The organism is Candidatus Tisiphia endosymbiont of Hybos culiciformis, assembly GCF_964030975.1.
Taxonomy (GTDB): Bacteria; Pseudomonadota; Alphaproteobacteria; order Rickettsiales; family Rickettsiaceae; genus Tisiphia.
Window position 1 is genome coordinate 1083305 of record NZ_CAXIQH010000001.1, and the last position, 26136, is coordinate 1109440.

At 34.8% G+C, this 26136-nt stretch carries 22 protein-coding genes, 2 rRNA genes and 1 pseudogene; 15 read left to right on the plus strand and 10 right to left on the minus strand.

Annotation, left to right across the window (positions count from 1 at the left end; all coding sequences use genetic code 11):
• Window positions 1-119 precede the first annotated feature (119 nt).
• Window positions 120-314: a hypothetical protein gene (locus tag ACQH2P_RS05860; protein ID WP_425363417.1), complete on the plus strand. Its 195-nt coding sequence runs from the start codon at window positions 120-122 to the stop codon at window positions 312-314.
• A 68-nt stretch (window positions 315-382) separates the two neighbouring features.
• On the opposite strand, the gene ACQH2P_RS05865 is transcribed toward ACQH2P_RS05860, so the two are convergent.
• A complete protein-coding gene (locus ACQH2P_RS05865; protein WP_425363418.1) occupies window positions 383-694 on the minus strand; it encodes a hypothetical protein in 312 nt (103 codons plus the stop codon).
• Here ACQH2P_RS05865 and ACQH2P_RS05870 point away from each other — a divergent pair.
• A complete protein-coding gene (locus ACQH2P_RS05870; RefSeq protein WP_425363419.1) occupies window positions 679-1902 on the plus strand; it encodes an IS256 family transposase in 1224 nt (407 codons plus the stop codon). The two genes, ACQH2P_RS05865 and ACQH2P_RS05870, sit on opposite strands and share 16 nt — an antisense overlap.
• A gap of 35 nt (window positions 1903-1937) precedes the next feature.
• A pseudogene (locus ACQH2P_RS05875) lies at window positions 1938-2072 on the plus strand (IS256 family transposase); the annotation flags it as partial.
• 4 nt (window positions 2073-2076) lie between these two features.
• On the opposite strand, the gene ACQH2P_RS05880 reads toward ACQH2P_RS05875, so the two are convergent.
• Both ACQH2P_RS05880 and ACQH2P_RS05885 read right to left on the minus strand, forming a co-directional pair.
• Window positions 2077-5178 carry a hypothetical protein gene (locus ACQH2P_RS05880; RefSeq protein ID WP_425363420.1) on the minus strand — a complete coding sequence of 1034 codons (3102 nt, stop codon included), beginning with the start codon at window positions 5176-5178 and terminating at the stop codon, window positions 2077-2079.
• Between the two features lie 249 nt (window positions 5179-5427).
• Window positions 5428-5583 (minus strand): hypothetical protein, encoded by a 156-nt coding sequence (locus ACQH2P_RS05885; RefSeq protein WP_425363421.1) that lies wholly within the window; start codon window positions 5581-5583, stop codon window positions 5428-5430.
• Window positions 5584-5846: 263 nt separating this feature from the next.
• On the opposite strand from ACQH2P_RS05885, the gene ACQH2P_RS05890 reads away from it, so the two are divergent.
• The 3 genes from ACQH2P_RS05890 to ACQH2P_RS05900 are packed head-to-tail and all read left to right on the plus strand — an operon-like array spanning window position 5847 to window position 7821.
• Window positions 5847-6824 (plus strand): hypothetical protein, encoded by a 978-nt coding sequence (locus ACQH2P_RS05890; protein WP_425363422.1) that lies wholly within the window; start codon window positions 5847-5849, stop codon window positions 6822-6824.
• Between the two features lie 18 nt (window positions 6825-6842).
• Window positions 6843-7379 carry a hypothetical protein gene (locus ACQH2P_RS05895; RefSeq protein ID WP_425363423.1) on the plus strand — a complete coding sequence of 179 codons (537 nt, stop codon included), beginning with the start codon at window positions 6843-6845 and terminating at the stop codon, window positions 7377-7379.
• Entirely contained in the window at window positions 7369-7821 is a 453-nt protein-coding gene (locus tag ACQH2P_RS05900) for a lysozyme (protein ID WP_425363424.1), read from the plus strand. The genes ACQH2P_RS05895 and ACQH2P_RS05900 overlap by 11 nt, the downstream gene beginning before the upstream one ends.
• A 21-nt stretch (window positions 7822-7842) precedes the next feature.
• Here the strand turns inward: ACQH2P_RS05900 and ACQH2P_RS05905 are convergent, their stop codons facing one another.
• Complete coding sequence (locus ACQH2P_RS05905) at window positions 7843-7965, minus strand: hypothetical protein (protein ID WP_425363425.1); 123 nt, start codon at window positions 7963-7965, stop codon at window positions 7843-7845.
• 80 nt (window positions 7966-8045) lie between these two features.
• Here ACQH2P_RS05905 and ACQH2P_RS05910 point away from each other — a divergent pair, with 80 nt between their 5' ends.
• Complete coding sequence (locus ACQH2P_RS05910) at window positions 8046-8552, plus strand: hypothetical protein (protein WP_425363426.1); 507 nt, start codon at window positions 8046-8048, stop codon at window positions 8550-8552.
• Window positions 8553-8655: 103 nt separating this feature from the next.
• A complete protein-coding gene (locus tag ACQH2P_RS05915; RefSeq protein ID WP_425363427.1) occupies window positions 8656-9990 on the plus strand; it encodes an MFS transporter in 1335 nt (444 codons plus the stop codon).
• Here the strand turns inward: ACQH2P_RS05915 and ACQH2P_RS05920 are convergent.
• Window positions 9971-10630, minus strand: a complete 660-nt coding sequence (locus ACQH2P_RS05920) for an HD domain-containing protein (protein ID WP_425363428.1) — start codon at window positions 10628-10630, stop codon at window positions 9971-9973. The two genes, ACQH2P_RS05915 and ACQH2P_RS05920, sit on opposite strands and share 20 nt — an antisense overlap.
• Before the next feature lie 324 nt (window positions 10631-10954).
• On the opposite strand from ACQH2P_RS05920, the gene ACQH2P_RS05925 reads away from it, so the two are divergent.
• Window positions 10955-11838 (plus strand): IS630 family transposase gene (locus ACQH2P_RS05925; RefSeq protein ID WP_425363003.1). Its coding sequence is split into 2 segments (ribosomal slippage): window positions 10955-11275 and window positions 11278-11838, totalling 882 coding nucleotides; the frame shifts between segments, so codons are not numbered across the junction.
• A 3-nt stretch (window positions 11839-11841) separates the two neighbouring features.
• On the opposite strand, the gene ACQH2P_RS05930 is transcribed toward ACQH2P_RS05925, so the two are convergent.
• Together ACQH2P_RS05930 and ACQH2P_RS05935 are read right to left on the minus strand one after the other, a co-directional pair.
• Window positions 11842-12558, minus strand: coding sequence for a leucine-rich repeat domain-containing protein (locus ACQH2P_RS05930; RefSeq protein WP_425363429.1), 717 nt, complete (start codon window positions 12556-12558; stop codon window positions 11842-11844).
• Window positions 12559-12663: 105 nt separating this feature from the next.
• Window positions 12664-13677 carry a sensor histidine kinase gene (locus ACQH2P_RS05935; protein ID WP_425363430.1) on the minus strand — a complete coding sequence of 338 codons (1014 nt, stop codon included), beginning with the start codon at window positions 13675-13677 and terminating at the stop codon, window positions 12664-12666.
• 469 nt (window positions 13678-14146) lie between these two features.
• Here ACQH2P_RS05935 and ACQH2P_RS05940 point away from each other — a divergent pair, with 469 nt between their 5' ends.
• Window positions 14147-14977, plus strand: coding sequence for a DNA adenine methylase (locus ACQH2P_RS05940; protein WP_425364116.1), 831 nt, complete (start codon window positions 14147-14149; stop codon window positions 14975-14977).
• A gap of 57 nt (window positions 14978-15034) precedes the next feature.
• Here the strand turns inward: ACQH2P_RS05940 and ACQH2P_RS05945 are convergent, their stop codons facing one another.
• Window positions 15035-16378 carry a tyrosine-type recombinase/integrase gene (locus ACQH2P_RS05945; RefSeq protein WP_425363431.1) on the minus strand — a complete coding sequence of 448 codons (1344 nt, stop codon included), beginning with the start codon at window positions 16376-16378 and terminating at the stop codon, window positions 15035-15037.
• A gap of 1197 nt (window positions 16379-17575) precedes the next feature.
• On the opposite strand from ACQH2P_RS05945, the gene ACQH2P_RS05950 reads away from it, so the two are divergent.
• From ACQH2P_RS05950 to ACQH2P_RS05970, 5 genes are all read left to right on the plus strand, one after another.
• Window positions 17576-20355, plus strand: a 23S ribosomal RNA gene (locus ACQH2P_RS05950).
• 236 nt (window positions 20356-20591) lie between these two features.
• A 5S ribosomal RNA gene (gene rrf / locus ACQH2P_RS05955) occupies window positions 20592-20706 on the plus strand.
• 1798 nt (window positions 20707-22504) lie between these two features.
• Entirely contained in the window at window positions 22505-22945 is a 441-nt protein-coding gene (locus ACQH2P_RS05960; protein ID WP_425363432.1) for a VUT family protein, read from the plus strand.
• A gap of 340 nt (window positions 22946-23285) precedes the next feature.
• On the plus strand, window positions 23286-23408 hold the full coding sequence (locus ACQH2P_RS05965; RefSeq protein WP_425363433.1) for a hypothetical protein: 123 nt from the start codon (window positions 23286-23288) through the stop codon (window positions 23406-23408).
• A gap of 438 nt (window positions 23409-23846) precedes the next feature.
• The gene (locus ACQH2P_RS05970) at window positions 23847-24029 is read left to right on the plus strand and encodes a hypothetical protein (RefSeq protein WP_425363434.1); all 183 of its coding nucleotides are present in this window, start codon (window positions 23847-23849) and stop codon (window positions 24027-24029) included.
• An 88-nt stretch (window positions 24030-24117) separates the two neighbouring features.
• Here ACQH2P_RS05970 and ACQH2P_RS05975 read toward each other — a convergent pair whose 3' ends face one another.
• A complete protein-coding gene (locus ACQH2P_RS05975; RefSeq protein WP_425363435.1) occupies window positions 24118-24264 on the minus strand; it encodes a hypothetical protein in 147 nt (48 codons plus the stop codon).
• A 140-nt stretch (window positions 24265-24404) separates the two neighbouring features.
• Window positions 24405-25601 (minus strand): hypothetical protein, encoded by a 1197-nt coding sequence (locus tag ACQH2P_RS05980; protein WP_425363436.1) that lies wholly within the window; start codon window positions 25599-25601, stop codon window positions 24405-24407.
• Window positions 25602-26136 lie beyond the last annotated feature (535 nt).

Sequence of the window (26136 nt, forward strand, 5' to 3'; positions counted from 1 at the left end):
GCAATCCAAAAAGTGGTTAGAAATGGATTGCCACGACCACTATGTGGTCTCGCAATGACGCTTGAGATATCAATAATTTATTCGGATTAGCTATATATTGCATAATATCATCTAATTCAATGCGTTTTACTATAGTGTTTGGGGGAAATTTTGATATAAGGTTCAAAGGTGGCATAAATCCTAAAGTTCAGGACGCACCGTCATTGCAAGGAGTTACTATTAGTAGCGACGAAGCAACCCAAAAGATTAGGCATGGGAAAGCCAATATATTGGATTGCTTCGTCGACTTTTATGGTCTCCTCGCAATGACGTAGTTTGATACACCGACTTAACCGTACAGCTATAACTAGGATGACAAGCAGCAAAACTGCTTCGCAATCTTTTAGCAGTACAAATCACATTTTAAAACTACGTCGCCAAGTAAATTTTTGGTAAATTCTTCAGTTACCAGCTCATAATTATAAAAATCATGTTCCTCTCCTCTGGTGATAAAATCTTGTCCCTGAGCAGTAGCATTAACCATAATATTACCAATTTTCTTTAAAGCCGCAGCCTTAAAATTTTCATCCTGACTTAGGCTGAATGCATGGTGATAATATGTTTTGGCGGCTCTGTCCAGAAAAGTGTGTAAATTTCGAGATAGGTTATATATAAAAATATAACAAAAAAGGAAATTACATGAATAAAAAAACAAATGAATCAATAAAGCAAGCAGTAGATTTATTAATAGATAATGATACAGATGTAAGCACAATACTGAAAGAAGGAGGATTATTAAAAGAATTGACCAAACGCTTGATAGAGAAGGCATTGCAGTCAGAATTGAATAATCATCTAGGCTATGATAAATACAGTCGTGTAGATAATGATAATGCTCGTAATGGTATAACTAGCAAAAAACTGATCTCCGAACATGGAGCGGTTGAGATAGAAGTACCAAGAGATAGGCGTAGTACCTTTGAACCAGCAATACTACCGAAAAGACAAAAACGTTTTGATGGTTTTGATGATAAAGTCTTATCATTATATGCTAAAGGTATGAGTGTATCTGATATTAAGGTTCAATTACAAGAGTTGTATAGTGTTGAAATAAGTGAGAGTTTAATCAGTCAGATCACCGATGATGTAATGGATGATGTAAAAGCTTGGCAGAGTAGACCGTTAGAAGAGATATATCCGATAGTATTTTTTGATTGTTTAGTAGTAAAAGTTAGGCAAGACAAAAGGATAATTAACAAGGCAATATATGTTGCATTAGGGATTGATTTATCTGGTAGAAAAGATATATTGGGATTATGGATCAGTGAAAATGAAGGGGCAAAATTTTGGCTTGGTAATTTTACTGAAATGAAAAATAGAGGATTAAAGGATATACTGATTGCCTGTAGTGATAATCTTACTGGTATGTCTGAGGCGATAGAAGCAGTTTATCCAAAAACAGAACATCAATTATGTATTGTACATCAGATTAGAAATAGTTTAAAATACGTATCATATAAAGATAGGAAGCAGGTGGCTAGCGATTTAAAGCCGATATATACTGCAGCAACGGAAGAACAAGCACATTTAGCTTTAGTATATTTTGAAGAAAAATGGAATAAACAATATCCACAAATTGCCAAATCAGGGTATAATCATTGGGATAATTTAATGATTTTTCTAGGATATCCAGAGGCAATTAGAAAGGTAATTTATACCACTAATTCAGTTGAATCTGTTAATAGTCAATTGCGTAAAGTAACAAATAATAAGCGTGTTTTCCCTAGTGATAGTGCTGTTTTTAAAAGCTTATATTTGACAATTGACTATATGACCAAAAAATGGACTATGCCTATTCCCAACTGGAATGAAGCTATGGCTCATTTGATGATCAAATTTGAAGATAGGCTTAACAAAATTTAATGACCTATTTTGGAAATTTACACACTTTTCTGGACAGAGCCGCTGTTTTTAAAAGCTTATATTTGACAATTGACTATATGACCAAAAAATGGACTATGCCTATTCCCAACTGGAATGAAGCTATGGCTCATTTGATGATCAAATTTGAAGATAGGCTTAACAAAATTTAATGACCTATTTTGGAAATTTACACACTTTTCTGGACAGAGCCGTTTTGGCTTTCTCAAATAAACCTATAGACTCAAAATACTCAGCCTGCTTTAGCTTTATATCGGGATTTCTTTTATCTTGTTTTAACCATGCTTTAAAACATTCTTCTATACTCAATTCATTATTAACTACTTTATAGCAGTTAATCGCCTTAGCATATTCACCATTGTTAAAAAGTAGCTGACCCAGTTTCTCATATATCTTTGGTAGATGGCTATTGGCATCTATAGCTTTTGCATAGAAAACCAATGGTGATTCCTTGGCACCATTCTTCTCAGCAATACTAGCCATGCAGATATAGGCTATAGCCTTAAGATTCTTGCAGGCAGGAGAATCTTGGTAATTTTCCAGATATTCTATAGCTTTACTATAATAATCTGGGTCAGATTGGTTCTCATCAATAGGAAAACTACTAACTTGATACTCAAGATTCTCTGTTACTTTAGTGTGGCAAGCTGTTATTAACTCGGCAATCTTTGCATGTTCAGGTAATTCAGCTTTACAGACAGTAGAGAAAAATTTCACATAGTCATATTGCTGCTGTAAGCAATAACCATAGTCTTGTATCTGATGCTTAAGCTGAGAATTATCAGACTCAGCATATTCAGCAAAAATATCCACTGCTATCTGCAAGATTGTTATGGCATCTGATATGCTATCTATTTGCTTATTAAGTACTTTCTGCAATCTTGATAATAATTCCAGTCCTAGAAAATATTCACCTTCACTATGTTGTTTCAGTTCGTTGTAATTAATTGATGAGGGTACCCAATCTTTGACAAGATGATAATTCTCGGAAAATGCATTGAGTGGGTTGATATTTAAGCACTGAGTTGCATCAGCAATAGCTTTAGCTATCACCTCTAATAATTGATTAAAATTACTACTAGCTGTATTTAACAGATGAGACGAGCACTCCTTAGCTTTCTTCGAAATAGCGATATTGACCATCTCACCTTTAGCGTCAGAATATTTGGATGATGCATCTATTACCGCAAGTAAGTCAGGTACAGTTAATTCACCCTCGTCATTTGGTCTATGGAATAGATGTATTGAACCATCAACTTTGAGCTTATTAATCAGTGCCTTGTGTTCATCTGTTGCCCTTTGATTATCTTGTAATATTTTGTCTATAGATTTTTTGATATGTTGAATATTTTTGTTTGGTGGTACATGGGTAACTACTAAAGATATACTACCCTCTATAGAGCCAATATCCTTAAAACTTTTTATAAAATTAGATAGTGTTTCAAGGAAATCATTGCCTCTTTTACTCCTTAAATCTGATTCAGCTATTACCAACACAAATTTTAGCTGTTCTGTAGTTTCAAAGAGCCTTTTAATATAGAAGCTGTTAGCAATCTCCTGGACAGGATCAGTATCATTAAATCCAGGACAATCCCAAATGATTATGTCTTTAGCAAAACATTTATTAGGAATCTTAGTCTCTGAAGCCATTTTATGACCAATGACAATGTCATCAAGCGGCTGCATTGCGTCAATAACAAGTTCGTCAGTTTCATCATCCATAATCGCCTGTAGCTTTCTGCCACTAAACAAGTGAGTGAGTGTACTCTTGCCAGCCCCAGTATTACCAAGCAGCAATATTCCCTTCTTGCCATGATCCTGCAGGCGGTCGTTGCCATCTCGAATTAGATCTGATACTTGCTTGATAGTAGCTTGGTCATCATTATTAAACTGATTATCCCCATCTGCTACCTCAAATAATTTTACAACCGGTATATTTGGTATATATTCTTTCACTTTTGCCTCCTCTATAGCTTTTAATTTAGCTGCTTCTTCGATTGCCTTAGCTTCCTCTTGTTCTCTAAGATCAGCCTCTTGTCTGGCTTTTTCAGCTGCCTCTGCTTGTTGTTGCTGTTTTAGTTTTTCAGCCTCCTGTTTGGGTTTATAAGCAAGTCCTCGATTAATCTTTAAGGCTTCTTCTATATCCTTTGCTTCAGCCTCTCCTATTCGCTTATCATAATAAATAAGGTTAAGAGTAGTAATAGAGTAATTAATCTTTAAGATTTCTGCTAGATATCTCCCTCCAGCATTTCCTATCTGATTATAGTAAAGGCTAAGAGAAGTAATAGAGTGATTAATCTTTAAGGCTTCTGCTATATCCTTCACTCCAGCATCTCCTATCTGGTTATGACCAAGATCAAGAGTAGTAATAGATTGATTAATCTTTAAGGCTTCTGCTAAATCTTTCGCTCCAGCAGCTCCTATATTGTCAGAATTAAGGTCAAGATTAGTAATAGAGTGATTAACCTTTAAGGCTTCTGCTAAATCTTTTGCTCCAGCATCTCCTATCTGGTTACGCCCAAGGTAAAGAGTAGTAATAGATTTATTATCCTTTAAGGCTTCTGCTAAATCTTTCACTCCAGCATCTCCTATCTGGTTATGACCAAGATCAAGAGTAGTAATAGATTGATTAATCTTTAAGGCTTCTGCTAAATCTTTCGCTCCAGCAGCTCCTATCTGGTTCCTGTCACTAAGGCTAAGAAAAGTAATAGAGTGATTAATCTTTAAGGCTTCTGCTAGATCCTTCGCCCCAGCATCTTCTATCTGGTTACAACAAAGGTAAAGAAAAGTAATAGATTGATTAATCTTTAAGGCTTCTGCTATATCCTTCGCTCCAGCAGCTCCTATCTGGTTATCATGAAGGTAAAGAGTAGTAATAGATTTATTATCCTTTAAGGTTTCTGCTAAATATTTCGCTCCAGCAGCTCTTATCTGGTTATTACTAAGGTGAAGAGTAGTAATAGATTTATTATCCTTTAAGGCTTCTGCTAAATCTTTCGCTCCAGCATCTCCTATCTGGTTATCATAAAGATGAAGAGTAGTAATAGATTTATTATCCTTTAAGGCTTCTGCTAAATATTTCGCTCCAGCAGCTCCTATATGGCTAGAATCAAGGTTAAGAGTAGTAATAGATTGATTAATCTTTAAGGCTTCTGCTAGCTCCTTTGCTTCAGCATATCCTATTTGTTTACCATAAAGGTTAAGGTCGGTAATAGAGTTACTTTTTATTTGTTGTATAATAGTTTGTTCTAATGGCATTTTTTCCTCTCTTTTATTTCGGTCAAAAGTGATCAGTACTTATTAGTTATCAATGAAGTACTGTTATTTCATATGTATCGTTGGCATTAACCTAGTCTTTTAGGTCATATGGCTAACCCGATTATCATTTATTCATAGTAATCTAATGAATGTGGATTGCTTCGACCACTACGTGGTCTCGCAATGACGTTGGGGACTAAAAACCGTCATTGCGAGGAGCTGCTTTAGTAGCGACGAAGTAATCCATTTTTATGTCATACCTGCGAAGGCAGGTATCTTAGATTCCCGCCTACGCGGGAATGACATAGGAGTCCACGGAAATGACAACTTACATTGCTTCATCGCCACCAAAGTGGCTTCTCGCAATAACGCCAGGCTGTTTTCTCTATGACTTTTAAATGCCATGCGTAAGGTAAATAATTAATTGTTTTTAACAATAGCTATATCAACCTATCTAAGATTAAATAATAATAATTTGTTAAACAACTAAATAACTACTTGTCACTATTTTTCTAGTAATAGTTGTGATTTTTTTAGCATCACTATTGTAAAACAGCTTAAATTATATTAGTGAAAATATGAGGTAAAAATACCACAAAATATGATGCAAATTGTGATTTTTTATGATATAATAACTCCCTTGCAATACGGATACTACGGGGGATTATATGAGAAAAATTGCAGTCAGATTTAACAAGTTACAAGATATCGAAAATCTTAAGAAAATCATGAGAAATGTTTACGCGAGTAATAGTGATCATTTACCGGATATTGCTAAATTTCATTTGGGCGAGAAGATTTTTATACCGAATCAGGTAGATAAAGCAGAGTTGCACATAATAACTGCCAACGGCACTGAAATTATAACATTTTCTAAAGCTACACTAAGCTTTTATTTAGGTACGCAACATCCTTTTACTAAAGTAACCATGACCTCTGAGGATGAAGGTAATTATATTGTCCTGCCTTGGAATTTAGATAGCCGAGTTGGTAGAGATAATCTGAAGAACCTAATAAACCGGATTCCTAGCAATGTAAAAGAGCTAAAATACATCATCTATGTTAATAGTTATGACAGCCTAAGTAGTCTTAGTCTTGAGAATAGCAAAGATTTAAGCCAAAGCCTAACCTCACTAGCTAGTTTGCACCTATCAGATATTATGGCAGAAGATGAAACCGAAAGCTTGCTTAATAAAATAGGTAATTTAGAACAAAGCCTAAGAGAAAGAGATAATGTTGTTAATCAGAAGCAAGCTCAGATTAGTAGTTTAACTACGCAAGTTAATAATATGAGTTCACAAGTTAATAGCTTAAATACACAAGTTTATAGTAATAGCTCGCAAGTTAGGAGTTTAACTACGCAAATTAATAGCAAGGACTCGCAAATTAATAGTATGACTACGAAAATCGCTAATTTAACTACGCAAGTTAATAATCTACAAGCTAGCAATAACTCTTATTCTAACCAAATTAACCAATTTAATAGTAACAAGAATAGCTATCATCTTGAATCAAGTAATTATCTATATAATAAGGTATATAAATTGACTAATTATACCGGTAAGTTAATAGCAAATGCCAGTATACAGTACCGTGATAGTGAGACTCATAGTGTTGTAGCATTAGAATTTACTCCTATTTGGTAATAAAATTAGATTATTTATATGATAGCAATATTAAGTGCCTTTATAGGATTTTGCAGTAGTTTTATACCGGAGGTTTTGCATTTCCTCAGGGACAAAAAAGACAAGGAACATGAGCTTAAATTAATTGATTTGCAGTTAAAAGCTTTAAAGACTGGTCATAGTGCTAGGCTTGAGGAAATCCAAATTAAGGCTGATAACGATGAGAATAAATATCTATATCAATATGCTGGTATACAAACAACCAGTAACAGCAGTAATAATTGGGTAGATTTTTTGGCTACCAGTGTTAGACCAATGATTACTTATATATTTTTTCTGCTCTATGTAGCATTAAAAATAGCTATCTTTATAAGATTTGGTGCATCAATTGACACCATATGGAGCAGTGAAGATCAGGGGATATTCTGTGCCGTTATTGGTTTTTGGTTCGGTCATCGGGCTTTTGGCAGATACCGAGTTAATGGTAACAATAAAGGTTATCTCTATGGTAATGGCAGTGGTAACGGTCACACCTATGTCAATGGTAGTGGCAATGGTAAGATTAATGGCTACTAATATTACTAGTAATAGTAAAGCAGAATATATCATTAAGAGCTTTGAAGGACTAAGATTGCAACCATATTATTGCCCGGCTGGTTTAAAAACTATTGGCTGGGGGCATGTGATAAAAGAGTACGAGCAACAACAAATGTCTGATGGTATATCACGAGAACATGCTGACTACTTACTAGAGCAGGATGTAGAACAAGCTAAATATGCCATTTATCGACATTGCGGCGTACCATTAAACTACTGCCAAGAAGGGGCTTTGATATCATTTGTCTTTAACTGTGGAGCTGGTGCCTTTCAAGCTTCCAGTTTAAGACAAAAGCTGCTGCGAGGTGAATATTTACTAGCTGCCGATGAATTCCCTAAATGGGTTTATGCCCGTGGTGTCAAGCTTAAGGGTTTGATTAGAAGACGATTAATAGAGAGAGCAGTATTTTTACAAAACTAGATATGACAGGTAATTTTGTCGTCATGTTATAGCTAATCCGATTAGCATTACTCCGTCATTGCGAGGAGGCGTAAGCCTACGAAGCAATCCATTTTTAATCACTTTTATGGATTGCTTCGTCGCTACTAAAGTAGCTCCTCGCAATGACGTCAATTTACTATAGCTAAATGCTAATTAGATTAGTTATATAAACAAACAACATCACGTATAACAAGGATAAAAAAATGAAAGCCGCAAGGATAAAAATAGAAAAGAATCAAGAGCAGTATCAAAACATTGTTAGCCAAAATATTGTTAATTTATGCAAAAAGAAAAATAGACCTCAAGAAGTTGTGGTAAATGATACTGTAAAACAAATTTCTGCTACCCCTGAGGTGATGCCACAAACTGTTGAACAGGCAAGGAAACACTACGCTATTTCTAGCAATGATGATAGCGTTGCCAGACAGAATATCATTGAGGCAAATGAGTCAATAGCTGAAAAAGTAAAAGAACTGCATGAGTTGGAGGAGATACATCAAAAGCTAATCTGCAAGGAAGATAGCCTAAAGCTAGAAGTGATGAACTATATGCAATTCCATATTTACCTAAAAATGGGCGATAATGTTCTTGTCTCGTGGAAAAACTGTACCCGCAGAACATTTGACCTACCAAAGTTCAAAGTTGATTACCCTGAAATATATAGCGAATATGTCAAAGAAATTTCTCCCAGACTGTTTAAGCTTTATTGAACGTTAGTTGTAGTGATAATATTACAAATAAAGATTTTTAGTTTCACTTTTAATATTATTTTTTCTTGCTATCATTAATAGCTAGTCTATTAATGATAAAAAAATGATAGGATATCCACAACAACAAGCAAGTTTTAAAAAACAACAAAAAGAAGCTGTGGGGTTACTATCAATAGGAACCTTCCTTGAATATTTTGATTTGATGCTTTATGTTCAGATGGCAGTATTTCTTAATGAGTTATTTTTTAAACTTAATGATTCTCACTCAAGTTCTTTTATGAGGACGATTGCCCTTTGTTCTACGTTTATTTTTCGACCTGTTGGAGCATTAATATTTGGTTGGTTGGGTGATAATATCGGGCGTAAGTCAACAGTTATTTTTACAACTGTTACTATGGCTGCATCATGTGTTGTTATGGCTAATCTGCCTACTTATGACCAAATAGGAGGTGCAGTAGCCTGGATAGTGACCATCTGCCGGGCTGTACAAGGTATATCTTCTATGGGCGAGATAGTAGGGGCAGAACTTTATTTAACTGAAATGCTTCACCCACCAATACAATATGCAAGTGTTGGATTTATAGGGGCTTGTGCTACCCTTGGAACGTTAGCTGCTTTAGGGGTTGCATTACTTGTTACTTCTTATGGCGTTAGTTGGCGGGGGGCATTCTGGCTAGGTGCAATAGTTGCCTTTGTTGGTTCTGTTGCAAGACAAAAACTTAGAGAAACACCAGACTTTGCTGATGCCAAACGTCGAATAAAAACAGTTTTTACAAAAACTAATACAGATATAAATATTTTAGAAAATAATCGCTTTTGGCAAGAGAAAGTTAATAAAAAAACCGTAATAGCTTTCTTTTTATTACAATGTGTTGCACCGGTATGTTTTTATTTTATTTATATATATTGTGCTAATATTTTAAAAACTAGCTTTGATTATACACTGACTGAAGTTATTCAGCATAATTTTCTTGTCTGTATAATGGAACTGTTAACCACATTAATATTATGTTATTTAAGTTTAAAAGTGCCACCATTATTAACTATAAAAATTATACTTATAATATTTTCTATTTTTATGATATTTTGTCCGTATTTATTGAATAATATTAATTCTCCTTATCAGTTATTTTTGATTCAATTCATTATAATCTTATGGAAGAAATGTTTAAGTCCTGCTACTCCTATTTTTTTAAAAAGCTTTCCTATATTTAAACGTTTCACCTATGCTAGCGTAATATTTGCTGTATCTCATGCTGTGATGTATATTATTAGTTTTTCTGGTTTTGTCTACCTTGTTGAGCATTTTGGCAATTGGGGAATATGGATTATTATGATTCCGACAATTATCGGTTTTGCCTACGGGTTATCTCATTTTGAAAATTTGGCAAAACCGGATGAAATCACCTACTCAAAAATTAGAAAATGTATAGTATAGGCTTATAGTCAATAGATAAATTTTTGTAACATAGACTTATTAATTGTTGTTCGGCTATTGGTATTTCCAAGCGAACACAAAGGGTTATAAAATAGCCTATAGTTTCCTTAACTATCTTCAGTGCTTTTTCCGGTGATTTAGCTCCTAGTGTTTGTAGATTATGAATGCGGTCAAATAATTTAATCAATACCACGTCAAATCTCTTTTGTTGAGATAATAAATCCAAAGTCTCTTTGGAGCTAATCTTGCCATAAGGTTTGACCCTTGTTAGACTTTCCACTTGGCTAGCAACGTTACTCCCAAAAATTCGAGCAATCATCTCTTCAGTAAGGGTTGTATCTTCGATCGTGTCATGCAGTAAACTGGTAACAATCATGTCAGTTTTAAACAATTGCTGAACTTCTTGGGCTGTGTATTGAGAAACCATGTAAGCTACTTCTATCGGATGGGAGTAATAAGGTTCACCCGACTGCCGCATTTGACTACCATGATATTTCTTAGCGTAATAGATAGCCTTGGTAATTTCGTTGATATCTACTGGATGAACAGCTTTCTTATTTAGTAGAATCAATTTATTAAGTAACTTAGCAGAATATTCACAACACTCAAACTTTGCCTGCCAATTTTCAATATCTTCCATAAAATATCTCTCCATTATTTTAATTTGTACATTGGGTTAAACAAAAATACTGCCAATAATTTTGGATATCTTGGCAATAATTATAATATTTTAATTTAGCTGGTCGATCAACCAGCTAAAAATTAGTTGTCATGCACCTAGGCTACAGAGTTGCATTTACATCTCCAGTTTTTTGTTGTGACTTTCTAGAGTTTCAGTTAACAGCTCTTCTACTTGATAACTAATATTTTCATTGTCAAAATCTGTGAACTCTATTATAGCACTTAACATATGGATTCAAATAAGTTATAATGATAAATAATAAAAAAATTTTATAATAGCAATATGGCATCCCCCTACAGTTACGATTTACGTTCTAGAGTTATAGAACATTATGAGAAATATAAGAAAGTAGCACTTACATGCGAAACCTTTAAAATTAGTCGGTCAATAATCTATGATTGGATTAGATTAAAGAAACAAACTGGAGATATAAAGTCAAAGGAGGGATACCAGAAAGGATATGGTCATAAAATCCCTGATTTATCGGAGTTGCGTCATTTAGTAGAAAAAGGTAACTCGTTAACGCTTACAGAAATAGCAAAAGAATTAGATAATGTTGCAAGTATAATGACTATCAGCCGAGCTTTAAAGAAACTCAACATTACTCGAAAAAAAAGACATATGCGTATAAAGAAAGAGATGAAGGAAAGCGACAAGATTTTCTCAGTGAATTAGAAAAAGTGCCGAAAGAGAAACGTGTTTATCTTGATGAAGCGGGCATAAATGATAATGAATCATATGAATATGGATGGTCAATGAAAGGAAGTCGTTGTAATGGGAGTAAATCGGGAAAACGTAGTGAAAGAACAAGTTTTATTGGTGCGTTAAATCAGAATAGTTTAATCGCATCACTAGTCTTTACTGGGAGCTGTGATAGTAAGGTATTTGAAGCTTATATAGAAAATTGCCTTGTGCCGGAGCTAAAGCCTGGACAGGTTGTCATTGCTGATAATGCAAGCTTTCATAAATCCAAAAGGGCTAAAGAATTAATTGAAAAAGCTGGCTGCAAACTAAAATTTTTACCACCTTATTCCCCTGATTTAAATCCTATTGAACATCATTGGTTTCCGATAAAAAATAACATTAGAAAATTATTAGATAAAGGTATTTCTGTATTTGAGGCAAGTTGTAGAACGTTTAAAATAATGTATGAACCTATATGTTAAGTGCTATACTATTTTGCTTGTAACTTTATTATTAGACTCTAGAATTTCCACCAGTTTTATTGCCCCATTGTCAGTAATATTGTTATAGCTAAGGTCTATTTGGCTGATGGTTCTATTAGTTCCCAAAGCTTTAACAAGCTGGACAATCCCAACATCACCAATATCATTATTATTGAGACATATTTTCTTTACAGTGCTATTATTTTTTAGAAATCTTGCTAGTATAATTGCTCCTTTATCAGTAATATTATTGCTACCAATATCCACTTGCTTTATAATTTTATTATTTGTTAGAAGTTCTGTCAGTATATCCGCTCCCTCATCGCCAATATCATTGCCTCTAAGACTTATTTGCTTTATGGTTTTATTATTCTCTAAAAATTCATCTAGTATGATTAGTCCTTGAACCCCAATATCGTTATATCCAATATCTATATTAATCAAACTATGATTATTCTCTAACAGCTTGATAAGAAGACCTAGTTCCTCAAGGTCAATATCGTTGCTGCAAAGACGTATTGCGGTTATAAGCTTATTATGTTCTAAAACTTTGCCAACTATTTCAATTCCTTCTAAACCTACACGAACGTCGATAAGTTCTATATAAGTTATATTATTGCTCTGCAAAACTTCTCTAAGTATTTGTGCAGCACTATTAGTGATATTATTTATTTTTTCATTTGTTAAATTATTCTGTTGATCTTTAACATTGGTAGTCATAAAATTAACTCCTATTTTTTGTTTTTCGGATAGACACTGAGGTTAGAGTGAAATTTGTTCGATTGTCTTCTAACCTCGGTGCTTGACACCACACCACGTGGCATCCTAGTTATTAGTAATATTGTTGTCATCGTTAAGCTCTTCAGTTGAATATAATGTTACCGGTACTTGCAAAGTAAAGCTTGTTCCCTTACCTTGCTGGCTAGTAATATTAACTTTACCGTTCAGATTGCCAATAAATTGTTTGACTAAACTTAGACCTAAACCTAAATCCGTTACCAATTCTTCACCAGTAGCTTTGCTAGTCGAGCTAGTAAAAGTAGAGCTATCAAGACCATTTAATTGCTTATAGATATATTGTTGCTGCTCTTCAGACATACCAATGCCTGTATCATGAACAATGAATTGTAAAGTATCTTTGCCTCTTGTAGCTTCTCCACCACCACAATCTTTATCAATTTCTGAGAGTATGTGGCTTGCTGGAAAAAAAGAGGTGGCTACCTTAACGATGCCTTCTTTTGCAGTGAAATTAATGGCATTAGTAATTAACTGAGTTAATATTGCTTCAAGTCGGTAACTATCAGCAATGATGATATCTGGGATGTCCTTGTAGAAATTAGTTACAAGCTTTATGCCTTTATAGTTAGAGGGTATTGTTAGTTTATCAATAACGTTGTTTACTAACTTCCTAGGGTTGGATTTATTAGGAATCATCGGTACTAATGCTACTTTTGTGGTAGCAATTAAGTTTGAATGACACTTAACAAAGTTTAGCATAGTTTGGCTGTACTCCATTTGCACTCTAGTACAATTGATAATATCAATTATAGAATGCTCTTTAACGTCATCTTTCTCCAATTCAAGGAGTCCTGTAGCAATGTCCCAAATGGTAATACCGGAAGTTTTTATAGTAAGAAATGTATTTGTTATAAAGTTGTGGTAGATGAAATTAGTTACTTGTAGATTTTTCTCGACTTGTTGTAGCCTAACAATAATGTCACTATTGATATTATTTGTTTTCTTGTTAGTTCCGGGGATTTTGTCACCGGCAACATTTTTATTAATATTTTTTTTCCCTGTAGATTTGTTTTCTTGTTGATTTTTAATATCGGTAGGCATAGAATTAACCCCTATTTTGTTGACTCAAAGTAGACACTGAGGTTAGAGAAAATTTTGCGATTACTATCTAACCTTAGTGCTTGACATTTACATTATTGTAACGTCATTTTAAATAAATACTAGCATTTTTCCGCAGAGTAAAGGGGTTTTTCACTTGATTAACAACTTTTTTTTAATTTTGTTTGAATAGTGTCAATCTAATAACATTAGCTAAAATTGTTGTTATAGTTGCTGGCTAGAGAGCTTATAAGTAAGCCATAATTTAGTTAGTCGCTGATATATACTCTTCCTTTTTCTAAGAATTGACTTGGCAAAATTCCAGACCACTCACCTACTTACTACATTCAATTATACTCACAATTCTTATGGTACTTTTGTGATAATTATGGTACAATGAGTGACTTATTTATTAGACTATCTATTAGTTGAATTATTAAGATTACGTCTTATTCAATCAATACCAATTATAATTATGCTTAATACCACAACTAAGCCCAAACCATTTATCTATTGGGTTGGCGGCAAAAGGAAAATCGTCAATCAATTAATAGACCGCTTTCCTACTTCTCTCTCGTTAAATAATTATTATGAGCCTTTTCTTGGCGGTGGGGCGTTATTCTTTAAAATCAAGGATAGGTTCAAACAATGTTTTCTATCTGATATTAATTTAGAATTAATTACCAGCTATAATATGGTAAAAAAGAATCCAATAGCAGTAAATGATTTACTGTCCAAACACAAAGAACAGCACTCGAAAGAATATTATTACAGTGTAGTAAACAATGATAACAGCAATGACCCTACTAACATTACTGCTCGGTTTCTTTATTTAAATAAATATTCTTTTAATGGTATTTATTGTGTCAACAAAAAGGGCAAGCTTTGCTTGCACTTTTCTACTCATAACCATGGTATTACTCATTTTAAGAAAAGACTAAAACAATGTAGCAGCTTTCTAAGTGACACCTTAATTTACGTCACTGATTTCTCGTTTATCGAACCTAAGGAAAATGATTTTGTTTATTTTGACCCACCTTATCATAAGGCTGGAGAGAAGTTTTATACTCGATTGCCCTTTAATGAGCATGAACAAATCAGGCTAAGAGATTTTGCCAAGGAGCTTACTAGCAAAGGAGTAAAACTAATGATTTCCAATAGTGATACCGATTTTATTAGAGAAATATACCAAGATTTTACCATAAATACTATTGACATTAAATACACCATAACTGGACAAAAAGTAAACGTACAGAAAGAAATCGCCAAAGAGCTTATCATTACTAATTATGCCGACAAATAAGCTGAAGTATATGCTGATTACTCAACATATACTCAGTATTACTCTTGTGTTTATATATTATTTAGTTATCTGTTGCGTCAATTCTTCAATCATTTTTTGCTGTGCTTTAATCTGACTTTGCAGTGCTTCAATAGTATTATTAGCTTCAATATTATCAGCAATTTTTGTTTCCTTTGGCATAGTTACTTCATTTTCTGGAAAAAATCCTAGGTCTTCTAGAATCTTGTCTAATGGAACCGCAGATTTGTCCTGGAACTCTCTAACTTGCTCCTTCCCTATAATATCATATACTCCAGTTGACCTTTGATCCTTATGACCTAAAGCCTCAGCTATTATCTCTCTATCTGCTCCAACTTTACGCATCCAACTGCCGTGTGTTCTTCTTAAATCATGTATCCTTAAATCTTCAATACCAGCCAATTTACAAATTTTCTGCCAAATATAATCAGGGGAGGCTATGTGACCACTTTTACTCTGATCGCTAGGAAATACCCATATTGATTTATTATTATTCTCTTTTTCTCTTCCTGTCAATATCCTTAGGGCGGAGTTCACTAAATGAACTCTTTGTGTTTTATTATTTTTAGCAGACTTAGCTGGTATAGACCATGTCATATTTTCAAAATTAATATCCTGCCATTTCATAGAAAAAACATTACTTTTCCTTGCTCCAGTGAATAATAGCATTAATATCACATCCGCAATTATCCTAGTACATTTCTCAATAACTACATTAATGAACCTTGACAGTTCCTCTTGGGTTGCAATATATCTTTCTCTGACGTTTTCTAGATTTTTCTCAATATCCTTTGCTGGATTCTTATCTAACATTTGCCATCTAATACCTCTATTGAACATCGCACTAAATAACTTAAGAAAGTTGTTAGCACTATATATACCTCTATTATTACTAATATTATTAAACGTTTTCTGAATATCATCCATTGTCACAGTAGATATTTTTATTTCATAATAATCTTTACCATATAGAGTCATTTTAGCAATATCAGACTTCCAGCCCTTATTCTTACGTTTACAGTGTTCTTCAATATATTTATCAAAGAACTCTTTAACGGTTAACTTGGTTAGTTTATCATCTATTGGATTATTTGTAATAGCTAATTTTTCAAGAGGGTTAATGCCTTTTGCTATCTGGTTTTTTAGTTCAGCAGCTTTATTCCTTGCTTCTAGTACCGAAATATAAGGGAATCTACCTAAGTTAATTGTACGACTACGACCTTTCTTCTCCACTGTTTTACGTAAGTAAAAAGTCTTACTTCTTTTGCTTGCAATAAGAAACAAGCCCTTTTCTTTGGTATCATTATAAAAATCTTGTTTAGTTTTAGGAAGAATAATTTTACTTACAGTGTCTTGAGTAAAATGCGAATTAAAAGTTGTCATATACCTACCTCAATTATGTTATTAGTTTCAACAGTGTTGTCACTGATGATGTTATTGATATTTTTTATTTAGATTAAGTGGTTTTTTATTGATTTTTAATATAGGAGGGCATAGAGTTAAATCCTGTTTTTTGTTTTTCGGAAAATAGACACTGAGGTTAGAGTGAAATTTGTTCGATTGTCTTCTAACCTCGGTGCTTGACACTACACCACGTAGTATCGTCTTTCACAAATACTATTATTTTTCCGCAGAGTAAAGGGGATTTTTTAATAAAACTAAGATTTTTTTTAAAGTTCTTTAGAATAGTGTTGATCTAATAACAGCCACTAAAATTGTTATTGCAGCTTTTCAAGAGGGTTAGCATTTGGTAGCTCTGGTTGTTGTATTTTTGGAAGATGAAATGAACTGGTGTCATATATCTAGCTAAACTAAATTTGTTACATAATTAATTAATATAATTAATAGAATTATGTAACAATATATAAAGTTAATTAGGTATTTAAATTAATATATTTTTATTGACTATTATAACAATAATTCAACTAAAAGTATGGTTTTAAAAATAATATTTTTATAGTAGTTTTATAGTAGATTTTTGGGTATATTCCTCAATTTTTACAAGAAATTGACCAATATATTAAGTTAAAATAATGTGCAAAATATTAATTAAAATTAGAGGAGAAAGGCTTATGAGTACTAGGGTTTCAAGGGTGCAAAACAATAGCGGAAATAGTGCCATTGCGAGGGTGCAAATTTCACCCTGTGTTCCTCGCAATGACGTTGACCACATACGACTTTTAAAGTATACTATCTAAAACCGCTTCCTCTTCTAACTTTCGACAGTTGTGCTGGATTCCCGCCCTTACACGGGAATGACAAAATGGTGCGGGAATGGCCTTATAATTTTTGTTGCTACTAATGTAGCTCCTTACAACGACGTTTTGGGTTTTTTAGATTGTTTTTTCTACAGATTTTAAATTACCTTAGAATAATATTTATAAAATGGTATTGACATTGCTCTAAATAATCGGTATAAACTTCACACAGGGTAACAAATCCTGTAGCTGTTTAACAAGTTGATAAAACTGAAAACTAAATACACACTGCGATAATAAAAATTCTATGATCGCGAGTGGATACTGTATAGTGCAGAATTAGTTCTGTACACATCGTACAATCTCAAGTTTGAAAAAATTAAAGTAAATAAAATAAGAGCATTTGGTGGATGCCTTGGCACTAGAAGGCGATGAAGGACGTAATACGCTGCGATAAGCTTCGGGGAGCTGCGAATAAGCTTTGATCCGAAGATTTCCGAATGGGGAAACCCACCTGCTTAGCAGGTATCGTATAGTGAATACATAGCTATGCGAAGCAAACCCAGCGAATTGAAATATCTTAGTAGCTGGAGGAAAGGACATCAACCGAGACTCCGTTAGTAGTGACGAGCGAACGCGGACCAGGCCAGTGGCTTCAGAATAAAAACTAGAACAACATGGAAAGGTTGGCCATAGAGGGTGATAGCCCCTTATAGGTAAAAAGTTTTGGAGTCCTTGAGTAAGGCGGGACACGTGAAATCCTGTTTGAACATAGGGGGACCACCCTCTAAGCCTAAGTACTCTCTAGTGACCGATAGTGAACAAGTACCGTGAGGGAAAGGTGAAAAGAACCCCGACAAGGGGAGTGAAATAGACCTGAAACCGAATGCTTACAAGCAGTCGGAGCAGACAATGAGTTTTAAAGCTCGTTTATATGTTCTGTGACGGCGTACCTTTTGTATAATGGGTCAGCGACTTAGTTTATCTAGCAAGCTTAAGCCGTTAGGTGTAGGCGTAGCGAAAGCGAGTCTGAATAGGGCGACTTTAGTTAGATGAATTAGACCCGAAACCGAGTGATCTAGCCATGGCCAGGTTGAAGGTGGAGTAATATCCGCTGAAGGACCGAACCCACTACTGTTGAAAAAGTAGGGGATGAGCTGTGGTTAGGGGTGAAAGGCTAATCAAACTCGGATATAGCTGGTTCTCCGCGAAATCTATTTAGGTAGAGCGTTATAGCGATTACCGTCGAAGGTAGAGCACTGGATGAGCTAGGGGGTCCTACAGACTTACCAAACTCAACCAAACTCCGAATGTCGACGAGTACAGCATAGCAGACAGACTGTGGGTGCTAAGGTCCATAGTCGAGAGGGAAAAAGCCCAGACCGCCATCTAAGGTCCCTAAATCATGACTAAGTGTTAAAGGATGTGGGAAAACCAAAACAACTAGGATGTTGGATTAGAAGCAGCCATCATTTAAAGAAAGCGTAATAGCTCACTAGTCTAAATAAGTTTTCCTGCGCCAACAATGTAACGGGGCTTAAGTCATGTACCGAAGATGCGGATTTGCACTTTATATAGTGCAGATGGTAGCGGAGCGTTCCGTAAGCCTGTGAAGGTGAACTGTGAAGTTTGCTGGAGGTATCGGAAGTGAGAATGCTGACATAAGTAGCGATAAAGAATGTGAGAAACATTCTCGCCGAAAGTCCAAGGGTTCCTGCGTAAAGTTAATCTGCGCAGGCTTAGTCGGCTCCTAAGGTGAGGCTGAAAGGCGTAATCGATGGGAATCAGGTTAATATTCCTGAACCTGAGGGATGTGACGGAGATAGTAAATTGTATACGCTTATTGGATTGCGTGTGCAGTGGATATCTTCCAGGAAATAACACCCTCGTTAAAGACCGTACCCCAAACCGACACAGGTGGACAGGTAGAGTATACCTAGGCGCTTGAGAGAACGATGCTGAAGGAACTAGGCAAATTGCATCTGTAACTTCGGGAGAAGGATGACCTATAGATGGGCAACCATTTATAGGTGACACAAGCCAGGGGGTAGCGACTGTTTATTAAAAACACAGGGCTCTGCAAAGTCAATAGACGAAGTATAGGGTCTGACGCCTGCCCAGTGCTGGAAGATTAAGAGGAGGGGTGCAAGCTCTGAATTGAAGTCCCAGTGAACGGCGGCCGTAACTATGACGGTCCTAAGGTAGCGAAATTCCTTGTCGGGTAAGTTCCGACCCGCACGAATGGCGTAACGATTTCCCCGCTGTCTCCAGTATCGACTCAGCGAAATTGAATTCTCCGTGAAGATGCGGAGTTCCCGCGGTTAGACGGAAAGACCCCGTGAACCTTTACTATAGCTTTGCACTGGTATTAGGAATTAGATGTGCAGGATAGGTGGGAGACTATGAAGCGGTGGCACAAGCCACTGTGGAGTCACCCTTGAGATACCACCCTTTTGATTCTTGATATCTAACCGCGATCCTTGAATCAGGATCCGAGACAATGCATGGTGGGTAGTTTGACTGGGGCGGTCGCCTCCCAAAGAGTAACGGAGGCGCGCGATGGTTAGCTCAGGTTGGTCGGAAATCAACTGTTAGAGTGCAATGGCATAAGCTAGCCTGACTGCGAGTCTGACAAGACGAGCAGAGACGAAAGTCGGTCATAGTGATCCGGTGGTCCCGAGTGGAAGGGCCATCGCTCAACGAATAAAAGGTACTCCGGGGATAACAGGCTGATGATTTCCAAGCGTCCATAGCGACGAAATCGTTTGGCACCTCGATGTCGGCTCATCACATCCTGGGGCTGGAGAAGGTCCCAAGGGTTCGGCTGTTCGCCGATTAAAGTGGTACGTGAGCTGGGTTTAGAACGTCGTGAGACAGTTTGGTCCCTATCTGCCGTGGGTGTAGGAAGTTTGAGAGGATCTGCCTTTAGTACGAGAGGACCGAGGTGGACGTACCTCTGGTGGATCAGTTGTCGCGCCAGCGGCATAGCTGGGTAGCTAAGTACGGAAAGGATAACCGCTGAATGCATCTAAGCAGGAAACCTACCTCAAAACTAGACTTCCCTATCAGAGCCGTGGAAGACCACCACGTTGATAGGCCAGGTGTGGAAGCACGGTAACGTGTGTAGCTAACTGGTACTAATAGCTCGATTGATTTACTTTGCTGAGGTTGTACTTTGTGTACAGCATTAATTCTGTAATAATCATACCAAGTTTTCAGTTTTATCAACAACTCAAATTTTTTCTGCTAGCATAAGTCAAAGATAGCCCTCGGAATTTTTAGAAGAAACGAAGTCGAGCATCACAGCGTACATAAACGTACGTGAGAAGTGGAGGCGAGTTTCGACGCCAAAATTACCAACTAGATTGACTTATGATATAAAAAATTTGTATTGCTAGCTTGGTGGTTATAGCACGAGTGAAACACCCGATCCCATACCGAACTCGAACGTGAAACCTCGTAGCGCTGATGGTACTATGCCCTGAGGCATGGGAGAGTAAGTCACTGCCAAGCTTGCAATACAAGTTTTTTTATGAAGGCTATGCATCTTGATTAAACCTTTGTATACGCAAATGATTTGGAGAATTGGATTTGAAAATGAGGAGCGAGTATATGAGGTACGTGAGTATGCGAGTCCCTGATATATTCAAAAAATAATTTTTCAAAGCAGAAGAGTATATTCCAATTCTTAAAATCATTTGAGTATAGTTATATTTCTTGTAAGAGGAACTTTTAAAAGCTAAATCATCTACTAATAATAATCCGTATATTCTATTTATTTTTAACAATTGTCTTTTTGAAAATATCATGGATTAGCATAGCCACATACGTTTATTTAGAACCATAGTACCCTACATTTTTTATTCTATCGTAAAAATAGCAAAAAATTATAAGGATATTATGCTACACAAGCGTCATTGCGAGGAGTGTGTAAGCACGACGAAGCAATCCACTTCTGGTCTTTTGGATTGCTTCGTCGCCTAAAGTAGCTCCTCGCAATGACAGTTAGAGATCGGTTTTTCTCCTTAAATTGGTACATTATGTCGAATTACACTTTCACTACAAAATAAAAAATGTAGGGTATGATTTATAGTTATGCTCATAGGATTAGGTGATAAAGAACATAACGATTGTAAGTTGTCATTCCCGCGAAGGCGGGAATCTAGATACCTGCTTTCGCAGGTATGACACAAAGTTTGTATCACCTAATTCAATAGGTTTCACTATATAACTCCTAGCACGCTTGCAGGGCAGTTTAAAAGTCGCAACTAATAGTAAAAACCAGTTTTATTTAGGTAAGTATTCGTCATTGCGAGGAGCCGCAAAGCGGCTACGCGGCAATCCAAAAATTGCAGCGGTAAAAATAAAACAGCAAACTGTTTATTTGGATCGCCACGCCACTTCGTGGCTCGCGATGACAACCACTTGTTTCTGTAATTTAGTATTTCTATTATTAGTTGCGACTTTTAGTGTGCCACGAAGTGTAAATAGTCTAGCTGTTGAGAGAGCAGCCTTAGAAGTGTCGACCTAACACACTAAGTATCGAGTCTTGAGCTGATTATAGTAATATAATTGGTTAAGCGTAGACAGAGATGTTATAGACCGTAAGCCGAAAGGTTAAAGTGATTGAGCCTCGTTAAGCAATTCTTTTGGGATCGCAGACTGTGTTAAAAGGCAGGAATGCAACATAACACATACCATAAATAGGCAGGTATGTGTTAGATCTCCGGGGTCTAAGAGCATGGTATGTAATAAAAGTCTATTTATAAACGTGGGATATCCTATATTTTCTCTTAAGTTAGGAGTATTAGCCGACAAGTATAAAAGCAAGGGAGCTGAAAAGAAATATAGGAAGTCAGAATCAGCATAGTACTGAGGAAGTTAGGTAATGCTAATGGAGGGAAGGCTGGTGGGTAAGTTCGACTAACACAGGGAAACGTTATGAAAGCACAGACTTTCAATAATTAACGGTAACTAAACTGTGTTGGATAGCCAAAGCAATTAGGTGAATGAATTTATCTTGAGCCCATTGCGGGAAAACCGCACGATGAGGTTCTAACGAGGGGCATAAGTGGTGACGCTTACGTCTACTCTATAACTGCCCTGGCACGCTTGTCATTCAATTTCAATTCTTTAAATTATTCAACTATGTTATTATATAAGATTATATCAAAAAATTAGACTAAAAAAAGAGGAGGAGGTTATGCATCATATTAACAATAAATTTTACATGCCACTAGTGACGTTGCTTTGTATATTTACTTATTTATTAAATTTCTTTAATAAAATATCTCAGTGTTCCTTAGTATTTGTGTTTTTAGCTTTAACTACCAATATTATATCTGAGCTATATGGCAAGAAAAAAGCTATGATTGCTGTAGTGTTGAGTACAATAGTAGGATTTGCTTTGTTATGGAATTTAGATTGTTATATCAATGGTCGTGTTATTAAGGGAGTTGTGTTTGCATCTTTTGTATCTGTATTGCTGTCAATATATTGTAGTACAAGTGTATTTTTACAGCTTAAGCCAGCATATTCTTTTAATAGCAGGAATTTTATCAGTTTAATAGTATGTGCCATTGTAGATGGTGTTGTAATGTCAGGATTTTTCATAAATATATTTTCTACAACTAGAGTTTTATCGATCTTTTATCAAGAAGTATTATTTAAATGTATATATTCATTAGCAGCTTATATATGTATATTTGCCGGATTATCTTTAGTTCACAAAGTACATGAAATGAGGGGATAAAATAATAGGTAATGCTTGCTCAAAGATCTATATTCGTCTATTTAGCTGATTAATAAATAGTCGCTCCGTCAAAAAGGTTGTAGGTATGAGAGGTAATACACATACCCTACATTTTTTATTTTGTAGTGAAAGTGTAATTCGACATAATGTATCAATTTAAGAAAAAAAACCGATCTCTAACTGTCATTACGAGGAGCCACTTTAGGCGACGAATCAATCCAAAAGACCAGAAGTGGATTGCTTCGTCGTGCTTACACACTCCTCGCAATGACGCTTGTGTAGCATAATATCCTTATAATTTTTTGCTATTTTTACGATATAGTTATGCTCATAGGATTAGGTGATAAAGAACATAACGATTGTAAGTTGTCATTCCCGCGAAGGCGGGAATCTAGATACCTGCTTTCGCAAGGTTAACACAAAGTTTGTATCACCTAATTCAATAGGTTTCACTATAGAATGAAAAATGTAGGGTATGTTATGCACTCCTCGCAATGACGGAAAAGCTATTTAAGCTCTGTAAAGATTTCTAAAGTGACCTAATTTTGGCTATTTTTTGCTACGAATAAACATGATTTTCTTGAAATAGGTACACTATTCCTTCAAAAATCCTATTTATTCTCACTAAAAAATAGCTCAAAATATAGATCAATTAGAAACATTCACAGAGCCTAGCACCTTAACGGGTTAGCCTATAATAATGTATTGCTTTAAAAAACATGATTCCCAATGCCCAGCTTGAGATTATTAATTCTATTATTTTATATTTTGTAGCTAGCTCTGGATTTACAGCGTGCATATACCCAAAAAAATATTTGATTGAAAAGATGATGATTATCAATACAAATGGTTGCCATGAGCCTGGAATAATTATTTTATTATTATTAATTGTATAGGAGGTTTGCCAAAAAATTGCCAATTAACAATAATTGAGACAATCAGTACTATAAAAAATAACATTAAGTCTTTCACATTAGAATATCCCTTTATAGAAAATAACAAGAAAACAACAGGAACAATAAATAATCTTGGTGGTGAGATAATTCTTTGCTTAGTTGCTTTAACTCCTATAAAAATTAAGTAACCAAATAATAAATATACATATAATGGTGTAGCCTTTAAAAATATAAGATTTGCATGTTTGTCCCTTATATAGTTAATCCGTTAAGGTTCTAGATAGATTCTCCGTCATTGCGAGGAGCCACTTTAGTGGTGACGAAGCAATCCTGTTTTTTGTCATCCCTGCGAAAGCAGGGATCTAAAATAGTGGACAAAAAGCCCTGAGATATTATAGATTCCTGCCTACGCAGGAATGACATCCTTTTAAACATAGCAGATGTTGTATCTTTAGACTTTTGACGGGGGGACTAATTCATCAACGCTAAAGTGGCTTTTCGCTAATAGACGGCAGCTTTCTGTATAGTCAATTAATCTTCAGCAATAATAGATCATTACTTCTTTATTCGTATAATAAATATTCAGCAATAAACTTGGATGGGTTTTTTATTGGGTCTAATATTTTCTTAAATCCTTTTCTGTTACAGGTTGATGTAAATAATTTACATTTTATTTTCTTAAAATAACTACTCTTTTCTTCGCTTTCATAGAAAGCCGAATAATTATTTTGCCTAATATAATCTATATGTCTTATTATATCATATGGATTATATGCTAAATAAACATATTTTTTTAATTCACGTGATAATTGATTACTATTAAACTCATTATTCCAACCATTACTTAAGTAAATTATAGGCTTATCTGCTACAACTACTTCTGCAAGAGCAGAAGTTCCATCACTTATTACAATATCTGCAGAAAGTATATCATTCACTAAAGAAGTGTTGGTACTATCAGAAATAGTAATATTTTGTACGCTTCTGAACTTTGTAAAAATTTGATTAATTTCTTCTTGGGTTAAAAATCCTATGCTATTAGCAGAAAAGAATAAATGTTGATGGGGTCTTATAATAAAATTTATATTTGGATTTTGTAGTGCATAATTATAAAAAAAATAATGATAATTCAAGAAAGTTGAACCACCTTCAAATAGATCTCTAAATTGAAAGGATAACATCCACCTTGGTAACCATAAAATGGTTTCTGGAACCTTTTTTTTGAGATTAGAGCTAATACCCTCTCTAACTTCTTTATAAGTTTGATACCCTGAAACAATAACACGATCTTTTGGAAAACCATATCTTTTAATATAAATATCTTTTGTACTTTCTGAATCAACAAATACTAAATCCATACTATTTGGTAAACCTTTATCATTTATTTGATCTTGATGGAAAATGTGAGGACCATAAGGAATATATACTATTTTTTTTGCAATTTTTTTAAGAGTTGAAGGGATAAAGTGAGGATCTAAAATTGAACCATTATAAGAATGATAGGGATTCTGAGTAAAAATATAATCTGGTTTATATGATTCAATAGTCTCGCATTTTGTATAAGGTTCTACCTGTCCGCAAGGATAGAGTACATCATTACTATCAAATTTTGCTGTGAACGTCATATCTATGTTTACATTATAGTGTCCATTATATAATGGAATAGCAACAATTTTTACATCATGTCCTGTTTCTTTCATTGCTTTATACAGGGCATACACTCCTTTCCCACCATTAGTTTCTGTATGTACTATAAACATTATTTTTTTAGGAATTGGAATCTTATTTTTTCCAAATAATGCAAAAAATATTATTGAAATTAGAGCAAAAAAGACAATAGATATTAAGAATTTTGTTTTCATATAGGGCTCATATAGGGCTAAGTAATTATTTATAATATCCTGCAGTAATAAACAAGGCTGTTCAAAAGTCTGACTACAATATTTATATTAGAAATCTTACAATTTGTAAATACTATTTATTATAGCACATAACATATATGTTCGTATTAAATAAAAGAGATTCTGTATTTGAGGCAAGTTATAGAATGTTAAAAATAATGTATGAGCATATATGTTATGTGCTATATAGTGAAACCTATTGAATTAGGTGATACAAACTTTGTGTTAACCTTGCGAAAGCAGGTATCTAGATTCCCGCCTTCGCGGGAATGACAACTTACAATTGTTATGTTCTTTATCACCTAATCCTATGAGCATAACTATATGTTATGTGCTATAGAACTCCAGCTCTAAAATAAATTATGATTATCCTCAATTATAGTTAATGAGATTA

Bases quoted from the DNA above. Each gene is read 5' to 3' on its own strand.
- ACQH2P_RS05890 (WP_425363422.1), top strand. From the start codon at position 5,847: ATGAGAAAAATTGCAGTCAGATTTAACAAGTTACAAGATATCGAAAAT.
- ACQH2P_RS05910 (WP_425363426.1), top strand. From the start codon at position 8,046: ATGAAAGCCGCAAGGATAAAAATAGAAAAGAATCAAGAGCAGTATCAA.
- ACQH2P_RS05920 (WP_425363428.1), bottom strand. From the start codon at position 10,630: ATGGAAGATATTGAAAATTGGCAGGCAAAGTTTGAGTGTTGTGAATAT.
- ACQH2P_RS05945 (WP_425363431.1), bottom strand. From the start codon at position 16,378: ATGACAACTTTTAATTCGCATTTTACTCAAGACACTGTAAGTAAAATT.
- ACQH2P_RS05930 (WP_425363429.1), bottom strand. From the start codon at position 12,558: ATGACTACCAATGTTAAAGATCAACAGAATAATTTAACAAATGAAAAA.
- ACQH2P_RS05885 (WP_425363421.1), bottom strand. From the start codon at position 5,583: ATGGCATTTAAAAGTCATAGAGAAAACAGCCTGGCGTTATTGCGAGAA.
- ACQH2P_RS05895 (WP_425363423.1), top strand. From the start codon at position 6,843: ATGATAGCAATATTAAGTGCCTTTATAGGATTTTGCAGTAGTTTTATA.
- ACQH2P_RS05880 (WP_425363420.1), bottom strand. From the start codon at position 5,178: ATGCCATTAGAACAAACTATTATACAACAAATAAAAAGTAACTCTATT.
- ACQH2P_RS05975 (WP_425363435.1), bottom strand. From the start codon at position 24,264: ATGTCATTCCTGCGTAGGCAGGAATCTATAATATCTCAGGGCTTTTTG.
- ACQH2P_RS05870 (WP_425363419.1), top strand. From the start codon at position 679: ATGAATAAAAAAACAAATGAATCAATAAAGCAAGCAGTAGATTTATTA.
- ACQH2P_RS05980 (WP_425363436.1), bottom strand. From the start codon at position 25,601: ATGTTTATAGTACATACAGAAACTAATGGTGGGAAAGGAGTGTATGCC.
- ACQH2P_RS05900 (WP_425363424.1), top strand. From the start codon at position 7,369: ATGGCTACTAATATTACTAGTAATAGTAAAGCAGAATATATCATTAAG.
- ACQH2P_RS05915 (WP_425363427.1), top strand. From the start codon at position 8,656: ATGATAGGATATCCACAACAACAAGCAAGTTTTAAAAAACAACAAAAA.
- ACQH2P_RS05935 (WP_425363430.1), bottom strand. From the start codon at position 13,677: ATGCCTACCGATATTAAAAATCAACAAGAAAACAAATCTACAGGGAAA.
- ACQH2P_RS05860 (WP_425363417.1), top strand. From the start codon at position 120: ATGCGTTTTACTATAGTGTTTGGGGGAAATTTTGATATAAGGTTCAAA.